This is a genomic window from Mycobacterium sp. UM_CSW (assembly GCF_000455205.1).
GTDB lineage: Bacteria > Actinomycetota > Actinomycetes > Mycobacteriales > Mycobacteriaceae > Mycobacterium.
In genome coordinates, this window is record NZ_AUWQ01000015.1 from 1 (window position 1) to 16,145 (window position 16,145).

16 protein-coding genes, 2 tRNA genes and 2 pseudogenes are annotated in these 16,145 nt (G+C 67.4%); 10 read left to right on the forward strand and 10 right to left on the reverse strand.

The window, feature by feature from the left end:
* Positions 1-271: pseudogene (locus tag N415_RS32550) on the forward strand (serine/threonine protein kinase); the annotation flags it as partial.
* Complete coding sequence (gene pknB, locus N415_RS06905; RefSeq protein WP_068111476.1) at positions 268-2,142, forward strand: Stk1 family PASTA domain-containing Ser/Thr kinase; 1,875 nt, start codon at positions 268-270, stop codon at positions 2,140-2,142. The pseudogene N415_RS32550 and the gene pknB, both read left to right, overlap by 4 nt.
* Here pknB and N415_RS06910 read toward each other — a convergent pair.
* The gene (locus tag N415_RS06910; protein ID WP_068178738.1) at positions 2,120-2,818 is read right to left on the reverse strand and encodes an aminodeoxychorismate/anthranilate synthase component II; all 699 of its coding nucleotides are present in this window, start codon (positions 2,816-2,818) and stop codon (positions 2,120-2,122) included. The two genes, pknB and N415_RS06910, sit on opposite strands and share 23 nt — an antisense overlap.
* Positions 2,819-2,857: 39 nt before the next feature.
* Positions 2,858-3,601: a DUF881 domain-containing protein gene (locus N415_RS06915; protein WP_068178741.1), complete on the reverse strand. Its 744-nt coding sequence runs from the start codon at positions 3,599-3,601 to the stop codon at positions 2,858-2,860.
* Between the two features lie 120 nt (positions 3,602-3,721).
* Between N415_RS06915 and crgA the strand changes: the two genes are divergently transcribed.
* Together crgA and N415_RS06925 are read left to right on the forward strand one after the other, a co-directional pair.
* Entirely contained in the window at positions 3,722-4,003 is a 282-nt protein-coding gene (gene crgA, locus N415_RS06920; RefSeq protein ID WP_066917062.1) for a cell division protein CrgA, read from the forward strand.
* Between the two features lie 155 nt (positions 4,004-4,158).
* Positions 4,159-4,584 (forward strand): PH domain-containing protein, encoded by a 426-nt coding sequence (locus N415_RS06925; RefSeq protein ID WP_068178745.1) that lies wholly within the window; start codon positions 4,159-4,161, stop codon positions 4,582-4,584.
* Between the two features lie 12 nt (positions 4,585-4,596).
* Here the strand turns inward: N415_RS06925 and N415_RS06930 are convergent, their stop codons facing one another.
* Positions 4,597-5,145 (reverse strand): peptidylprolyl isomerase, encoded by a 549-nt coding sequence (locus tag N415_RS06930; RefSeq protein WP_068111486.1) that lies wholly within the window; start codon positions 5,143-5,145, stop codon positions 4,597-4,599.
* 115 nt (positions 5,146-5,260) lie between these two features.
* Between N415_RS06930 and cwsA the strand changes: the two genes are divergently transcribed.
* Positions 5,261-5,692, forward strand: coding sequence for a cell wall synthesis protein CwsA (gene cwsA / locus N415_RS06935; RefSeq protein ID WP_068178747.1), 432 nt, complete (start codon positions 5,261-5,263; stop codon positions 5,690-5,692).
* 3 nt (positions 5,693-5,695) lie between these two features.
* On the opposite strand, the gene N415_RS06940 is transcribed toward cwsA, so the two are convergent.
* Complete coding sequence (locus N415_RS06940; protein WP_068178750.1) at positions 5,696-6,910, reverse strand: cytochrome P450; 1,215 nt, start codon at positions 6,908-6,910, stop codon at positions 5,696-5,698.
* Positions 6,911-7,106: 196 nt separating this feature from the next.
* Here N415_RS06940 and N415_RS06945 point away from each other — a divergent pair, with 196 nt between their 5' ends.
* The gene (locus N415_RS06945) at positions 7,107-7,673 is read left to right on the forward strand and encodes a helix-turn-helix domain-containing protein (protein ID WP_068178752.1); all 567 of its coding nucleotides are present in this window, start codon (positions 7,107-7,109) and stop codon (positions 7,671-7,673) included.
* Entirely contained in the window at positions 7,670-7,888 is a 219-nt protein-coding gene (locus tag N415_RS06950) for a hypothetical protein (protein ID WP_068178756.1), read from the forward strand. The genes N415_RS06945 and N415_RS06950 overlap by 4 nt, the downstream gene beginning before the upstream one ends.
* Positions 7,889-7,949: 61 nt before the next feature.
* Here N415_RS06950 and N415_RS33195 read toward each other — a convergent pair.
* Positions 7,950-9,164, reverse strand: a pseudogene (locus N415_RS33195) (PE family protein); the annotation flags it as partial.
* A gap of 613 nt (positions 9,165-9,777) precedes the next feature.
* On the opposite strand from N415_RS33195, the gene N415_RS06960 reads away from it, so the two are divergent.
* Together N415_RS06960 and N415_RS06965 are read left to right on the forward strand one after the other, a co-directional pair.
* On the forward strand, positions 9,778-10,077 hold the full coding sequence (locus tag N415_RS06960) for a PE family protein (protein WP_068178760.1): 300 nt from the start codon (positions 9,778-9,780) through the stop codon (positions 10,075-10,077).
* A gap of 6 nt (positions 10,078-10,083) precedes the next feature.
* A complete protein-coding gene (locus tag N415_RS06965; protein ID WP_068178763.1) occupies positions 10,084-11,247 on the forward strand; it encodes a PPE family protein in 1,164 nt (387 codons plus the stop codon).
* Positions 11,248-11,278: 31 nt separating this feature from the next.
* On the opposite strand, the gene N415_RS06970 is transcribed toward N415_RS06965, so the two are convergent.
* Entirely contained in the window at positions 11,279-11,485 is a 207-nt protein-coding gene (locus N415_RS06970) for a long chain fatty acid-CoA synthetase Faa4p (protein WP_068111512.1), read from the reverse strand.
* A gap of 283 nt (positions 11,486-11,768) precedes the next feature.
* Between N415_RS06970 and N415_RS06975 the strand changes: the two genes are divergently transcribed.
* A complete protein-coding gene (locus N415_RS06975) occupies positions 11,769-12,092 on the forward strand; it encodes a hypothetical protein (RefSeq protein ID WP_152531271.1) in 324 nt (107 codons plus the stop codon).
* Between the two features lie 44 nt (positions 12,093-12,136).
* On the opposite strand, the gene N415_RS06980 is transcribed toward N415_RS06975, so the two are convergent.
* From N415_RS06980 to gyrA, 4 genes are all read right to left on the reverse strand, one after another.
* Positions 12,137-12,209, reverse strand: a tRNA-Ala gene (locus N415_RS06980).
* A 151-nt stretch (positions 12,210-12,360) separates the two neighbouring features.
* Positions 12,361-12,434, reverse strand: a tRNA-Ile gene (locus tag N415_RS06985).
* Between the two features lie 149 nt (positions 12,435-12,583).
* Entirely contained in the window at positions 12,584-13,474 is an 891-nt protein-coding gene (locus N415_RS06990; protein WP_068178771.1) for a DUF3566 domain-containing protein, read from the reverse strand.
* 116 nt (positions 13,475-13,590) lie between these two features.
* Positions 13,591-16,107 (reverse strand): DNA gyrase subunit A, encoded by a 2,517-nt coding sequence (gene gyrA / locus N415_RS06995; RefSeq protein ID WP_068178773.1) that lies wholly within the window; start codon positions 16,105-16,107, stop codon positions 13,591-13,593.
* Between the last annotated feature and the right edge of the window lie 38 nt (positions 16,108-16,145).

Below are 16,145 nucleotides of genomic sequence, written 5' to 3' on the forward strand. Positions count from 1 at the left end.
GGCCATCCTGATCGCGGTGATCATCGTCATCAACTCCCGCGCGGAGAACGGGCAACCAGCGCCCCCGACGGTCACCGACACCGGGACACCGCCGGCCACGGCGCCGCCGGCGAGCAAGACGCCCAGCGGCTCCGCGCCGCGTCTGCGCCTGGATTGGACGGATCCGGAGAGCTCAGGTAATTCTGGACTTCAGAGCAGGCCGCATGGACCTGACTGGGTCACCCCCTCTCGACCCAGCACATCGCCGGCCCGTTATGAGACACCGCGATGACCACCCCGCAGCACCTGTCCGACCGCTATGAGCTCGGCGAGATCCTCGGTTTCGGGGGCATGTCCGAAGTTCATCTGGCCCGCGACGTCCGTTTGCACCGCGACGTCGCGGTGAAGGTGCTGCGCGCCGACCTGGCCCGCGATCCGAGTTTTTATCTGCGCTTCCGGCGCGAGGCGCAAAACGCCGCGGCGCTGAACCACCCGTCCATCGTGGCGGTGTACGACACCGGTGAGGCGGAAACCCCCACCGGCCCGCTGCCCTACATCGTCATGGAGTACGTCGACGGCGTCACCCTGCGCGACATCGTGCACACCGACGGGCCGTTGCCGCCCCGGCGGGCCATCGAGATCATCGCCGACGCCTGCCAGGCGCTGAACTTCAGCCATCAGAACGGCATCATCCACCGCGACGTCAAGCCGGCGAACATCATGATCAGCAGCACCAACGCGGTCAAGGTGATGGACTTCGGCATCGCGCGCGCCATCGCCGACAGCGGCAACAGCGTCACCCAGACCGCGGCCGTGATCGGGACGGCCCAGTACCTGTCACCCGAACAGGCCCGCGGTGACTCCGTCGACGCCCGATCTGACGTCTATTCGCTGGGCTGCGTCCTCTACGAAATCCTCACCGGCGAACCGCCTTTCACGGGTGATTCACCCGTCGCGGTCGCCTACCAGCATGTCCGCGAGGATCCGGTGCCGCCGTCGAAGCGGCACGAGGGCATCTCCGCCGACCTGGACGCCGTGGTGCTCAAGGCGCTGGCCAAGAACCCGGAGAACCGTTACCAGACGGCGGCGGAGATGCGCGCCGACCTGGTGCGGGTGCACAACGGTGAGCCGCCGGAGGCGCCCAAGGTGCTCACCGACGCCGAGCGCAGTTCGTTCCTTTCGTCGACCGGCCCCGGTCACGGACCGCGCACCGACCCGCTGCCGCGCCAGGCGCTGGACGACACGGACCGCGACCGCGGCGGTTCCATCGGCCGCTGGGTGGTCGCGGTCGCCGTGCTGGCGGTGCTGACGATCGTCGTGGTCATTGCCTTCAACACGTTCGGCGGCAGCACCCGCGATGTCCAGGTGCCCGACATGCGCGGGCAGGTGTCCGCCGACGCCATTGCCGCGCTGCAAAACCGGGGCTTCAAGACGCGCACACTGCAGAAGCCCGACTCGACGGTTCCGCCCGACCACGTCATCAGCACCGACCCCGCCGCCAACGCGTCGGTGAGCGCCGGGGACGAGATCACCATCAACGTCTCGACCGGCCCCGAGCAGCGCGAGGTGCCCGACGTCTCGTCGCTGAGTTACAGCGACGCGGTCACCAAGCTGAAGACCGCCGGATTCAGCAAGTTCAAGCAGGCGAACTCCCCGTCGACCCCGGAACTGCTCGGCAAGGTGATCGGGACCAACCCGCCGGCCAACCAGACGTCGGCGATCACGAACGTGATCACCGTCATCGTCGGCTCCGGACCGGAGACCAAGCAGGTCCCCGACGTCGCCGGTCAGACCGTCGACGTCGCGCAGAAGAACCTGACGGTCTACGGCTTCACAAAGGTCACCCAGACGCAGGTGGACAGCACCCGGCCCGCCGGTGAGGTGATCGGCACGAATCCGCCCAAGGGCCAGATGGTTCCGGTGGACTCGATCATCGAACTGCAGGTGTCCAAGGGCAACCAATTCACGATGCCCGACCTCACCGGCATGTTCTGGACGGACGCCGAACCCCGGCTGCGTGCCCTCGGCTGGACCGGGGGGCTGGACAAGGGGCCCGATGTCGACGCCGGCGGCGCCCAATCCCACCGGGTCGTCTATCAGAACCCGCCGGCCGGCACCGGTTGCAACCGGGACGGGATCATCACGCTGAAGTTCGGCCAGTAGCTCCCGCGCCGCTGGTTTCGGCGTCCGGGAAATAAGGCCGGACCGCGGCGCGCACCTCGTTCTCCAGGCGGCGCACCAACATGTCGTCGTGCGTCCAGCCGCAGTACCCGAGCCAGTTCGCCAGCATCCGGTGCCCGCCCTCGGTGAGGATCGATTCCGGATGGAACTGGACACCGTGGATCGGCAACCCGGTGTGGCGCACGCCCATGATCACACCGCTGCGGGTGCGGGCCGTCACCTCCAGGACCTCGGGCAGCGACTCGGGCAGGATCGTCAGCGAGTGGTACCGGGTCGCCGTGAACGGATCCGGAAGCCCTTGCAGGACACCGACATTGGTGTGAAATACGCTGCTCGTCTTGCCGTGCAACAACTCCGGCGCGCGGTCCACCGTGGCGCCGAACGCCACGCCGATCGCCTGATGTCCGAGGCAGACCCCCAGCAGCGGGGTGCGCTGCGCGGCGCACGCGCCAACCAGGCTGATCGACGCGCCCGCGCGTTCCGGGGTGCCCGGTCCGGGGCTGAGCAGGACGCCGTCGAACTGCGCCGCGACGGTGGTCGGGTGCGAGAGGCGGGCGTCGTCGTTGCGCCAGACGTCGGCCTCGACGCCGAGCTGGCCCAGGTACTGCACCAGGTTGAACACGAAGCTGTCGTAGTTGTCGACAACCAGGATCCGCATCGTGTCAGGTTACCGTCCGGCCCGGCGGGGGGCCGCCGCTCAGTACCCCACCGGGCCCGCCGGCTGCGCGACGTGCATCCGGACCGGTTCGGAATGGCCGGCGATCTGCACGTCGGGCTTGACCTCTTCGCGGTAGCCGAGGCCGAACCGGACCACGTACTGCTTGTAGAGGATGACCAGGGGAGCGGCGGCCAGGGCGGCTTGCATGGCCGCCGCGTTGCCGATCGCGGTGATCGTGTAGGGCGGGCTGTAGGTACGCCCGTTGAGCAGCAGCGTGTTGCCGACGCAGCGGGGCACCGAGGTCGCGATGATGCGCTGGTCTTGCATCTGGATCGCCTCGGCGCCGGCGCTCCACAACGCGTTCAGGACGGCCTGGATGTCCTGCTGGTGCACGACCAGATCGTCGGGCGATGCGTCGCGGGGGAAGCGGCCGTTGGCGTCGCGCTGTGCGTCCTGCAGCGTCACCACCAGACCCGGGCCGTGCACCGGGTCCAGGCCCGCTTCGCCGGCCAGCTCGGCGGAGCGCCGCAGCATCGCCTTGAGCGCGGTGTCCGTCGACCGGCCGTGCGCGGAGTCGATCTTGTGGGCCAGCTCGTCGCGTTGGGCCCGGAGGCGATCGACCGACGACTGGGCCTCCCGGACCAGATCGACCAGGCGGGGCGCATCGCTGCGGCGGATCTCGGCGCCGCCGGAGACCCCGTGCGTGGCGGCAAGCAGCAACCCGGCCAGGAGGCACACCAGCGGGACCCCGAAGCGCCATGGTGAGCGGCGCGTGTCAGTCATCGAGTCTCCATTTCCTGGTCCCCGTGCCAGGTGAGTTAGTCTCGTATCCGAGCTATGCGTGCAGCTGCCACCGTTATCGTCGCACCCCGTCCCGTTGTTCAGGTATGCCGAGGTATTCAAATGCCCAAATCGAAGGTCCGTAAGAAAAACGACTTCACCGTCAGCGCGGTCAGCCGCACCCCGGTGAAAGTGAAGGTCGGACCGTCCAGCGTGTGGTTCGTTTGCCTGTTCGTCGGACTCATGCTGATCGGGCTCGTCTGGCTGATGGTGTTCCAATTGGCCGCCGTCGGAAGCCAAGCGCCGGCCGCCCTCAACTGGATGGCGCAACTCGGCCCGTGGAACTACGCGATCGCGTTCGCTTTCATGATCACCGGGTTGTTGCTCACAATGCGCTGGCACTGACCAACCCCGCAGAGGTAATGAATTCATCTTGGGGTGTCCCTGTAACTGGCTCAGCAACGTCGCGACCAACCAATCACACGCGTGTGATTTATCCCCACTGTTGATAGCGCTTGTGGATAAGCGCGTTGGCAGTGGTGGGAGGGGTTAGGTAGCCCATGCAGCAAACAGAATGGGCGCCGCCCGCGACTGGAATCGCAGGTTGCGGGGTTGCCGGGGTCTTGATGGCTATCGCCAGTGTGACCGTAGTCACAGACGCGCCCGGCCGCATCCTGACCGGGATTGCCGCGGCGGGGTTGATCTTGTTTGCGGGCATGACGTGGCGCGCGCGTCCGAAACTGGCAATTACCCCGGCCGGCCTCGCGTTGCGGGGGTGGTTCCGGACGCAGTTATTGCGGCACTCCGACATCAAGATCATCCGGATCACCGAATTCCGCCGTCACGCGCGCACCGTGCGGTTGCTCGAGGTCGAAACGGTCAACGGTGGGCTGCTGATCTTGAACCGCTGGGACCTCGGGACGGACCCGTTGAAGGTGCTCGACGCCCTCACGGACGCCGGCTACGCGGGCGGCAATCGGCGCTGAGCGACCGCCGCCTCAGGAGATCGTGATCGACTCGATGACAACCGGCTCGGTGGGACGGTCGTTGCCGTCGGTGGAAGTCGTCGCGATCGCGTCGACCACCTTTTGCGAATCGGGGTCGGTCACTTCGCCGAAGATCGTGTGGCGCCGGTTCAGGTGGGGCGTCTGGGCGACGGTGATGAAGAACTGCGAACCGTTGGTGCCCGGGCCCGCGTTCGCCATCGCCAGCAGGTAGGGCTTGTCGAACTGCAGCTCAGGGTGGAACTCGTCGGCGAACTTGTAGCCCGGACCGCCGCGGCCGGTACCGGTCGGGTCACCGCCCTGGATCATGAAGCCCCTAATCACCCGGTGAAAGACCGCGCCGTCGTAAAACGGGCCCGACGGGCCACCCGATGCGTTCTGGGTGGAGTACTCCTTGGTGCCCTGCGCCAGGCCGACGAAGTTGGCGACGGTCTTGGGCGCGTGGTTTCCGAACAGGGCGACCTTGATGTCTCCGCGGTTGGTGTGCAGCGTTGCGGTGGCGGTCTGAATGGGGCTGTTAGTCACGGGGCTAGAGTCTGCCATTACGCGCGACCTTGCCCGCACCCGGTACCGAACCCGGATGCGCGCAACAGGGCCGGGCGTGGCCCATCAACGGCACGCTGATGAGGCATCGCACGAGCGGACAGAAGGGCGGCAGATGAGCGCGAAGACGGAAACTCGGCTGACCCCACGGGAGCGACTGGCCCGCGGGCTCACTTACTCGGCGGTGGGTCCGGTCGATGTCACCCGGGGCGTCGTCGGGCTGAGCGTGCACGGCGCGCAGTCGACCGCTTCGGGACTTCGTCGCCGGTATCGCGAGGGCCGGCTCGCCCGCGAAATCGCCGCTGCCCAAGAGACACTCACGCAGGAGCTGGCCGCCGCGCAGGAGGTGGTCGCCGGGCTGCCCCAGGCGCTGCAGGAGGCGCGCCGGGCCCAGCGCCGCCGGCCCCGCCCCTGGGTGATCGCAGGGGCGGCGGTCCTGGTCGTGGCCGGCGGCGCCGTCGCGTTCAGCGTCGTCCGGCGTTCGATGCGCGGCGGGGAGGAGCCGTCGCCCCGGCCGCCGAGTGTCGACGTGCAGCCCCGACCGTAATCGTCAGCTGACGGCCAATTGCAGACTTTTGCGGCGCCGGACCAGGATGCTGGGCAGCCAGTCGCCGACGTCAACCGCGTCGATCCAGGCGGTGCGCTCCAGTAATTTGCGCAATACGATTTGGGCCTCGAGGCGGGCCAGCGCGGCGCCCACGCAAAAGTGCACGCCCTTGCCGAACGCCAGGTGGCCCTTGGCGGCAGTGCGATCGAGGCGGAATTCGTTCGGAGCGTCGAAGTGCGCCGGGTCGCGGTTGGCCGCTCCCCACATCAGCAGCAGATGGGAATCGGCCGGCACCTCGACACCGGCCAGCGTGGTGTCGCGCCACACGTGTCGGTAATGGCCACGGAACGGAGATTCGAGGCGCAGCGTCTCCTCGATGAAAGCGGTTAGTAATTCGGGGTTTTCACGGAGCTGCCGTTGGATCGCGGGGCGATCGGCGAGAATCCACGCCGCGCTGCCCAGGAGCGACGCCGTCGATTCTCCGGCGGCGCTGAAAAGTGTCATCATGATGCCCATTGCGGGGAGTTGGTCCAGTTCACCCGAAGCGCAGCGCGCCGCCAGGTCGGCGATCAGGCCGAATTCGGCATTCTCGCTTGCCTTTTCGAAATGCTCTGTGACGTACCCCGATAGCTCCAGTGCCGCCGCGAACGCCTGTTGAAGTTGGTCGGGGGTGACGATCCCGTCGAGCAGCGTGGTGGTGGCGTACCCGAGCCGGATGAGTTTGTCGACGTCGTCATCGGGCAGGCCGAGAAGCTGGGCGACCACCATCATCGGCAACCGGTTGGCGATGGCGCTCATCCATTCGATCTGACTGTTGTCCAGATTCTGCTCCCACAACCGGTCGGCGGTGGCGGCGGCGAACTCCTCGATGATCCGCACCCGCTTGGCCGATAGGTGTGGCAGCAAAATTTTGCGGTGCACCGCGTGCACTGGGTCGTCGGCGGTGGCCAGCGCGTGAGCGGCGCCTCCCGCCGGCCCCATGTCGAACGGGGTGACGGTGCCGTCCTCATGAAAAACCATGGTGGCGGTCAGGTTTGACGAAAAGTCGTCGACGCGCTCGACGGCCTCGTGGACCGCGTCCCAACCACATACGGCGTAAAAGACGGACTCGCCGATGCGCTGTACCGGCGCTTCGGAGCGCATCCGGTCATACAGCGAGTACGGATCTTGCAGCGCCTCCGGGCCGAGGAGCTCACTCGGTTTGTCCAGGACGGGCATGCTTTTAGCCTCGGTGCGCCGACCTGCCCACGTCAACGGGACTAGACAATGTTGAGGAGCGATCGCGCCGGGCGCCGGTCGAGGCCGGCGGCGGTTAGCTACCGCCAGCAGCGCATTGGCCTGAGAGATATTGCTGGAGAATTCTCATCGTGAGAGAAGTATTTCTGTCAGCCGCGATCTGTTAGAGCATGGGTGGATGGCGCGGGACGACTGGCTGGTGGGGCGCGATCGCCGCAGCGAAGCCACCGAACGGATTTTCGCCGCCGCCGCCGATCTCATCTCTCGCGAGGGATACGAGGGTTTCACGATCGAAGCCTTAGCGGCCCGGGTGCACTGCTCGCCCGCGACGATCTACCGCCATGCCGGCGGTAAGGCGGCCATCCGCGACGCCGTCGTCACCATCCAAGCGGCTCGCATCGTCGACGCCACGCGCGAAGCCATCAAGGACCTCAGGGGGTCCGACCGTGTTGTGGCCGCCACGATCATCGCGCTACAACGACTGCGGGCCGATCCCTTGGCTCAGCTCATGCAGTCCATGCATGTGAATCCTGTCAGTGAATGGGTCATCAGCTCACCCATCGTCACGGGGTTGGCCGCCGAAATGGTCGGCCCCGACAACGACGACCCCCTGGCCGCGCAGTGGCTGATCCGCGTTTTCCTGGCGCTGTGGTGCTGGCCGCTCAAAGACCCGGATGCCGAACGCGCCCTGATTCAACGCTTCCTGGGTTCGCCGCCGGCGACGCAGCAAGGATGTAAGCCGTGAGTTGGACGAGGTACGAGGGCAGGGTGCTCGCGGACACCGCTCTCACCGGCGACGCGCTCGAGGCGGCGCTCGAAGACCATGTGCGCGTACAGAATCCGCATCTGACCGACGTCCGCTTGGAGTCGGCGGTTGCCGCCGAGGACTACGACACGCAGGCAACCGGGCCGGGGCGTTGGTACCGCGTCACCTACTTGGCCGAAGGTGCGGACCTCTAGGCGAACCGCCCTATAGGTGCGCCCCGGTCGATCCGTTGGTCCCCGCCGCTCCCAACAGAATTCCGCCGTTTCCGCCGGCACCCCCGAGACCGCCCGAGCCGGTGCCGGCCGCGCCGCCTTCGCCGCCGTCGCCGCCGTTGCCGAACAGCCCCACCGCGTTGCCCCCCGCACCCCCTGTCCCCGGGGTACCGAACACCGCCTGCCCGCCGGTGCCGCCGTGACCGCCGTTGCCCGCCAGGAGCCCGCCGCTGCCCCCTGCGCCGCCAGGACCTCCGGGGTTCACGGAGCTGAAAATGCCGCCCCCGGTCCCTCCGGCGCCGCCGTTTCCAATCAGCCCTGCGCTGCCGCCGGTGCCGCCGCCCTGTCCCAGGGATCCATCCCCGCCGTCGCCGCCATCGCCGAACAGCAATCCGCCTTTGCCGCCGGAACCGCCAACGTTGCCGCCGTTGCCAAATCCGGCGTCGCCGCCGGCACCCCCTGTCCCGAAGAGCAGGCCACCGCTGCCGCCACTGCCGCCGGCCCCTCCGGGACCCGTCCCGTCGTTTGCAAAGCCGCCGGCTCCGCCGGCGCCACCGGCTCCGCCGAACAACCCGATGGCGTTACCGCCGACCCCGCCGTTGCCGGCCCGGCCGGCCACGAAATTGTTTGCGCCACCGGTCCCACCCGCGCCGCCATTGCCGTAAAGCAGGCCACCGGTGCCGCCGGTGCCGCCGGTGCCGCCGGTGCCGCTCGCGACGTTGACGCTCCCGCCGGTGCCGCCATTGCCGCCGTGGCCGAAGAGGCCCGCGGCGCCACCGTTGCCACCGTTTTTGCCCCCCGCGCCGGACCCGCCGTCGCCGCCATTGCCCCAGAGGATGCCGCCCGCGCCGCCGTTTTGCCCTGTGCCTGGTGCTCCGTTGGTGCCATCGCCGATCAGCGGGCGCTGCAGCAGCAGTTCGGTGGGCGTGTTGATCACGTTCAGCAGGTCCTGCACGGCCGTCTGTAGTGGCGACACGTTGGCCGCCTCGGTGCCGGCGTAAGCGGCCGCACCCCCGCTCAAGGCCTGCACGAACTGCTGATGGAGCGCCGCCGCTCGGGCGCTGAGGGCCTGATACGCCTGCCCGTACTCGCCGAACACCGACGCGATCGCCGCCGACACCTCGTCGGCACCGGCCGAGAGCACGTTCGCGGTGGGGGCCCACGCGGCCGCATTGGCCTCGCTGATCTGCGAGCCGATACTCGCCACGTCGGTCGCGGCCGCGGCGATCAGGTCTGGAATTGCGACAGCAAACGACATTCCGCACCTCCGATCGACGCTACGACCCGGCGGTCGGCCACTCAGCTAGATCGTCGAGCCTCGCGGAATACCCAAAAGCGTATACATGCGCCACGCGCTTTATAGACGATTCGGAACAAAAAAATAGCGCGGGGTGGGGCACCCGCCGGTTGTGGCCGCCGGGCGGAAGGCCGCCGGAGAAAGTCCGCGGCTCCGTCAATTGAAACTCACACGCAATGCACACGCGCCCCCGAAATGTCGTTCCCAGGCGGCGCAGCGTGCCCCATTTAGGGCGGTTGACACCGCGCAATGCCCCAATGCTGATGTCCAATCCGGTTGTCAGGCCGACGAGCCGCGGAGCCGAGCGAATTCATATATTCATGACGATGAAAAGGCTTCTTCTGATGGCAGCTCACGTCGGATTCATATGCTTCCGTCGAATACGCTGCGCTTCAATGCTAATTCAGAGAAATCGCGCCGGAATTCATATTTTTCGAGTGCCGGAATTTGAATCAGCGTGAGCTTTGCCAGAATTCCGAGGTCAGGCGCGATTGGTTGTCATTCGGGTGGGATCGATACCCGGCCGGCTTTGAATAGCGTCCCGTAGCAACGACACAACACGGGAGGAAACCGCATGTCCTTCGTAACTGCTTATCCGGAGAAGCTGGCGTCGGCCGCCGCGAATCTTCAGTCGATCAGCGCCGCACTGAACGCCGGCAACGCGGCCGCGGCCGCCCAGACCGTCGGTGTCGTTCCCGCGGCCGCCGACGAGGTATCCGCGCTCACCGCGGCCTACTTCGCCTCGCACGCGCGGCGTTTTCAAGCATTGAGTGCTCAGGCGGCGGCGATTCAGCAGATGCTGGTCGCGACGCTGGCCGCAGGCGCGGCTTCCTATGCTGCAACAGAAGCCGCGAACGCGGCGGCTGCGGGCTGAGCGGCCATGGACTATGGGTTGTTGCCGCCCGAGGTCAACTCCGCACGCATGTACACCGGTCCGGGGGCGGGTTCGTTGGTCGCCGCCTCGGCCGGCTGGGGTGATCTCGCCGTCGAATTGCATTCGGCCGCAGCCGGATTCCAGTCGGTGATTTCGGCGCTGACCAGCGGTCCGTGGCTGGGTCCCGCGTCGGCGTCGTTGGTTGCGGCCGCGACGCCGTTCGTGGCGTGGTTACAAAGCAGCGCCACGAGTTCGGAGCTGGCGTCCAGCCAGGCGGCGGCCGCCGCCTCCGCCCACGAGACCGCGTTCGCCCTGACGGTGCCGCCCCCGGTGATCGCGGCCAACCGTGCAGAGTTGGCGGCCTTGCTCGCGACAAATTTCTTAGGGCAAAATGCCCCGGCGATCGCCGCTAACGAGGCCGAGTATTTCGAAATGTGGGCTCAGGACGCAACGGCAATGTATGCCTACGCCAGCTCGTCGGCGGCGGCGGCGGCACAGTTGACCGATTTTGCGGAGCCACCGGAGGTGGCCGATTCCTCCGGCCTGGCACGCCAATCTGCGGCGGTGTCCGCGGCCGCCGCCGACAATCCCGTCCAGACCGTCGTGCAGGATGTGCTGACGCGTTTAGATTCCATTCCGAACCCGTGGGCGGAACTGGTTTCGTCGTTCAACGGCACGCAGCTCGACAAATACATTTCGGCGAACACCATCTTGGACGACGTCGTCATGCTGTACGGCAAGTACTTGGTGCCTTATGTGTCAACCGCGCAGTCGATGATTCAATCGACGCAGTCCTTCGGGCAGGTGAGCAACGGGATTACGGCCATGACCACCTTCGCCAAGGGCCTTGGCCCCGCGGTCAAGGCGGCCGAAGGCGCGGCGCAGTCGGCGGCCAACGCCGGCACGAACGCCGGGGGCGTCGCGGCGGGTCTGGGCAGGGCGCTCCCGATGGGCGCGTTGTCGGTACCGCCGAGCTGGGCCCCGGTCAGCGCGGTGACCAACCCGGGGGTGGCCGCCCTCAACTCCGCGGTCGTCCCGGTCGGGGCCGACGGAATGAATGCCCTGCCCATGGCCCCGTTGGGGCAACTCGGCGGAAACCGTTACGGGAGAATACTTCCGACCTACGGTTTCAAGCCGTCAGTGATGGCAAAGCCGCCGGCGGCCGGGTGACCGACGCGCCTGGATCGAAAAGTGTTTGGGTCTAACCGATCTCGCGTGCAACGTAGATTGCGACATATCCGAGCGGGATACCGGTGCGGTTCGCGATCGATTGCCGCGCCGCCAACTCCACGGCGGCCCGGCTGCTGGCTCGGGTGGCACCGCCGATCTCGGGAATTCGAATGAGCCATCCATCGGCGTCGCGAGTGATCTCGATGTCGAAGCACTGGCCGACGGTGGGGCGCGTCACGCGGCGAGTGACGCGTTGCGTGCGGCTCCTGCGCAGCGTGCTTGGACGGTGCAGAGTCTGACCGGGCATGGCTACTTTCCTGAGTTGAAGATGGACCGCGCGCAAGAGTAAATCCGACCGAACCAAAACACCTAATCGCCTGATGCCGGGGCCGGTCAGGTCGGGCGTCCGACCGAGATTGGATCGCGGCGGCTTTATACCGGGAGTGGAGCGAACCGGTGCTCTAGGGTCGTCTCCCGGGCCTACCAAGGGGTGACCGGACCAGGCGCAGGACGGAGGCGTCGTGACCAAGATGCGGTGTGCAACGCCCGTCCGAGCAGGTGCGGCGTTCGCGTTGATCGTCGCCTGTGTCGGCTACCCGCCAGCGCGCGCGGACGCGACTTACGGACCGGGCTCCTACGCAGTGCCGGGCGAACTTCCCTACGGCGTATATGTCGCCCGCGCCGAATCCGGCGGCTATTCAGCAGCCTGCTCGTTCAGTACCTGGACCAGCGCCGGAAAATTCATCAGCTCCGACGACGGGGCTTCGCTTACCGCGCAGATCGTGGCGCCCGCGATCGGAAGATTCATTACCCACGGCTGCACGCCGTGGATCAAGGTCGGATAAGGCCGTCGCAATGGGATTGGGGAAGCGCCGACACATCACTGCGGTGGAGCCTAGGGGAATCGAACCCCTGACACCCGCCTTGCAAAGGCGGTGCTCTACCAACTGAGCTAAGGCCCCTCGTCGTGGCTCGGTGGATGATCGGGTGGATCGGCCACCGCCACGTGCCAGACCTCGACTCCGCGTCGTGACCGCACCACCGCCGCCGCTACCGCGGCAAGTGCCAGTGGCAATGCAAGCCTCACGCAACGTCTGGACGGGCACATGGTTGTGGGCCTGGGAGGACTCGAACCTCCGACCTCTTCGTTATCAGCGAAGCGCTCTAACCGCCTGAGCTACAGGCCCGCACTCGCGTAGGGCCGAGCGACGAGATTACCGCAATCGTCGCCGGACCCCCAAAACCGCGTGATCGCCACCAGTCCGATGGGTGTCGACCCACTGCGCCCGGCTGCGCCGCGCTTGTGATCGCCACCAGTCCGATGGGTGTCGACCCACTAGTCGCGGTCCGCCAATGTGACTTCGATGCCGCCGATCAGATCGGTGGCCAGGTTGTAGACGAACGCGGCGATGGTGGCCATCGCGGTCAGGAGGACGATGTTGACCAAGCCGATGAGCACGGCTCCGCCGAAGATCGTGCCGCTGGATACCAATTCGCCGCTGCTGCCGCTGGTGTTGTTCAACAGGTCGCCGACGTTGCTGTTCAGCTTGGCCCACACGCCCATGCCGCCGAGCACGAGGTACAGGAAGGCCACCGCGATCATCCACACGAAGAACAGCGCCACCGACAGCAGCAGCGACACCTTCAGCGTGCTCCAGGGATCGATCCGCCGGATCTGCATGCTGGCCCGAACGGGACCGCGGGTCCGCCGCGACACCTGGACGCGGTTTTCGCGGCCTTCGTTGGTATCGGCGTTCGTGGATCTGGCCGAAACCGATGGGCTGGGCGCCTCCGCGCTGCGCTCCGGCGGAGGCTTGCGTTGCGGGGACCGGGGCAGCGGCCCGGACAGGTCGGGCAGCTCGCTGGCGTAGGCCTCCGCGGGCGGGCCGTCGCCGCGGGGCGGCGCGGGGTCGTACTCATACGGGTTCTTGGCGCGAGCGGACGCGCCGGTCCCGGGCGCGGCCGTGCCCGAGACGAAGCGGTTGAGCCGGGCATCGGCGCTGGTGGGAGCGGTGGCCGGTCGCGGCTCGCCGTGCGGTTCGGGCTCGCGATGCGTCGGGACGGCCGCCCGGGCGGCGCCGCGCTGCCGGGGCGGGGGATCGCCAGCTTCGGGAGCCCGGCCGGTCTGCGCAGGCGCCGCGCGGTGCGCGCCGGCGCGCTCGGCCGCGCCGTCCCCATTAAGGCCGTCGCCCTGTTTGGGGGCGCCCGGCTCGTTCGGTGAGGTCACCCCGACTCCTTAGATCTTCTGCGCTGGCCGCCTGGCAGTCGCAATATGTCCGGTCGGGCCGAGTCTAGTTGCCTCGGCATTTGTGCGGACCCCCGCTTGCCCGCATCGTTACCTGCCTAGCTCTGCGAGTCGTCGGCCTCGTCGGCGTCTCCGACGACCTCCTCCGCGGCTTCCTCGGCGTTGCGCGCGATCGCCAACAGTGTGTTGTCCTCGCCCAGGTTCATCAACCGGACGCCCTTGGTCTGCCGTCCCGCCTTGCGGACCTGGCGCGCGGCCGTCCGGATCACGCCGCCGCCGGAGGTGATGGCGTAGATCTCGCTGTCGTCGTCGACGATCAGCGCGCCGACCAGCCGGCCGCGCCGACGGTCGTACATCACGGTCAGGACGCCCTTGCCGCCGCGGCCCTGCACCGGGTACTCCTCGATCGCGGTGCGCTTGGCGTAACCGCCGGATGTGGCGACCAGGAGGTACGTGCCTTCGCGGACCACGTTGAGCGACAACAGGTAATCGTCGGCGTTGAACCGCATGCCCTGCACGCCCGAGGTGGCCCGGCCCATCGGGCGCAACGCCTCGTCGGTCGCCGAGAAGCGGATGGACTGCCCGTTGGCCGACACCAGCAGCAGGTCGTCGTCGGACGAACACAGCACGGCGCCGACCAGCTCGTCACTGTCGCGCAGGTTGATCGCGACGATCCCGCCCGAACGGTTGGAGTCGAAGTCGGTCAGCTTGGTCTTCTTCACCAGGCCGTTGCGGGTGGCCAGCACCAGGTACGGCGCGTCCTCGTAGCTGCGGATCTGGATGACCTGGGCGATGCGCTCCTCCGGCTGGAAGGCCAGCAGGTTGGCCACGTGCTGACCACGCGCCGTGCGGGAGGCCTCGGGTAGTTCGTAGGCCTTGGCCCGATACACCCGGCCCTGCGTGGTGAAGAACAGGATCCAGTCGTGCGTCGAGGACACGAAGAAGTGCGCGACGATGTCGTCCTGCTTGAGCCCGGCGCCCTGCACACCCTTCCCGCCGCGTTTCTGGCTGCGGTAGAGGTCGGTCTTGGTGCGCTTGGCATAACCGGTTTCGGTGATGGTGACCACGACGTCCTCGCGGGCGATCAGGTCCTCGTCGCTGACCTCGCCGTCGGCCGCCACGATCCGGGTGCGACGGTCGTCGCCGTGCTTGTCGACGATCTCTTTGAGTTCGTCGCGCACGATCCCGCGCTGCCGCTCGGGCTTGGCCAGGATGTCTTCGAGGTCAGCGATCTCGGCCTCGATCTTGGCCAGGTCGTCGATGATGCGCTGGCGCTCCAGGGCGGCCAGGCGCCGCAGCTGCATGTCGAGGATCGCTTGGGCCTGGATCTCGTCGATGTCGAGGAGCTCGATCAGGCCGGCCCGGGCGATGTCGACGGTTTCCGATGCCCGGATCAACGCGATCACCTCGTCGAGCGCGTCGAGCGCCTTGACCAGTCCGCGCAGGATGTGGGCCCGCTCGTTGGCCTTGCGCAGCCGGTAGGTGGTGCGCCGGACGATGACGTCGAGTTGGTGCGCGACGTAATGCCGGATCATCTGGTCGAGCCGCAGGGTGCGGGGCACGCCGTCGACGATGGCCAGCATGTTGGCGCCGAAGCTGGTCTGCAGCTGCGTGTGCTTATAGAGGTTGTTGAGCACCACCTTGGCCACCGCGTCGCGCTTGATCTCCACGACGATGCGCACCCCGACCCGGTCGCTGCCCTGGTCCTCGACGTTGGAGATGCCGGCCAGCCTGCCGTCGCGGACCTGCTCGGCGATCGAGGTGATGAAGTTGTCGTGGTTGACCTGATACGGCAACTCGGTGATCACCAAAGACGTTCGGCCCCTGGCCTCTTCGACCTCCACCACACCGCGCATCCGAATCGAACCGCGTCCGGTCTTATAGGCGTCGGCGATGCCCTGGTTGCCTACGATCAAGCCGGCGGTGGGGAAGTCGGGCCCTTTGACCCGCTCCATGCAGGCGGCCAGGGTGGCTTCCTCATCGGCCTCGTGGTTTTCCAGGCACCAGAACACGGCCTCGGCGAGCTCGCGCAGGTTGTGCGGCGGGATGTTGGTCGCCATGCCGACCGCGATGCCGCCCGAACCGTTGGCGAGCAGGTTGGGGAACCGGCTCGGCAGGACCGTCGGTTCCTGGACGCGGCCGTCGTAGTTGGGAATGAAATCGACTGTCTCCTCGTCGATTTCGCGCAGCATCTCCATCGCCAACGGCGTCAGCCGCGCTTCCGTGTAGCGCATGGCCGCCGGCGGATCGTTGCCTGGCGAACCGAAGTTGCCCTGGCCGTCGACGAGCGGGTATCGCAGCGACCACGGCTGGGCCATGCGCACCAACGTGTCGTAGATAGACGCGTCGCCGTGCGGGTGGTAGTTACCCATCGTCTCGGCTACCGACCGCGCCGACTTGGCGTGGCTGCGGTCCGGGCGGAAGCCGGAGTCGTACATCGCGTAGAGCACCCGGCGGTGCACGGGCTTGAGGCCGTCGCGCACCTCCGGCAGCGCGCGGCCCACGATCACGCTCATCGCGTAGTCGATGTAGCTGCGCTGCATCTCCTGCTGGATGTCAACCGGTTCGATGCGGTCACCGGCCTCGTCGCCCGGGGGCAGCGTGGTGTCAGTCATCTATTCCTCGTTTGCGTTGGGATACGCGTGCCTGATCG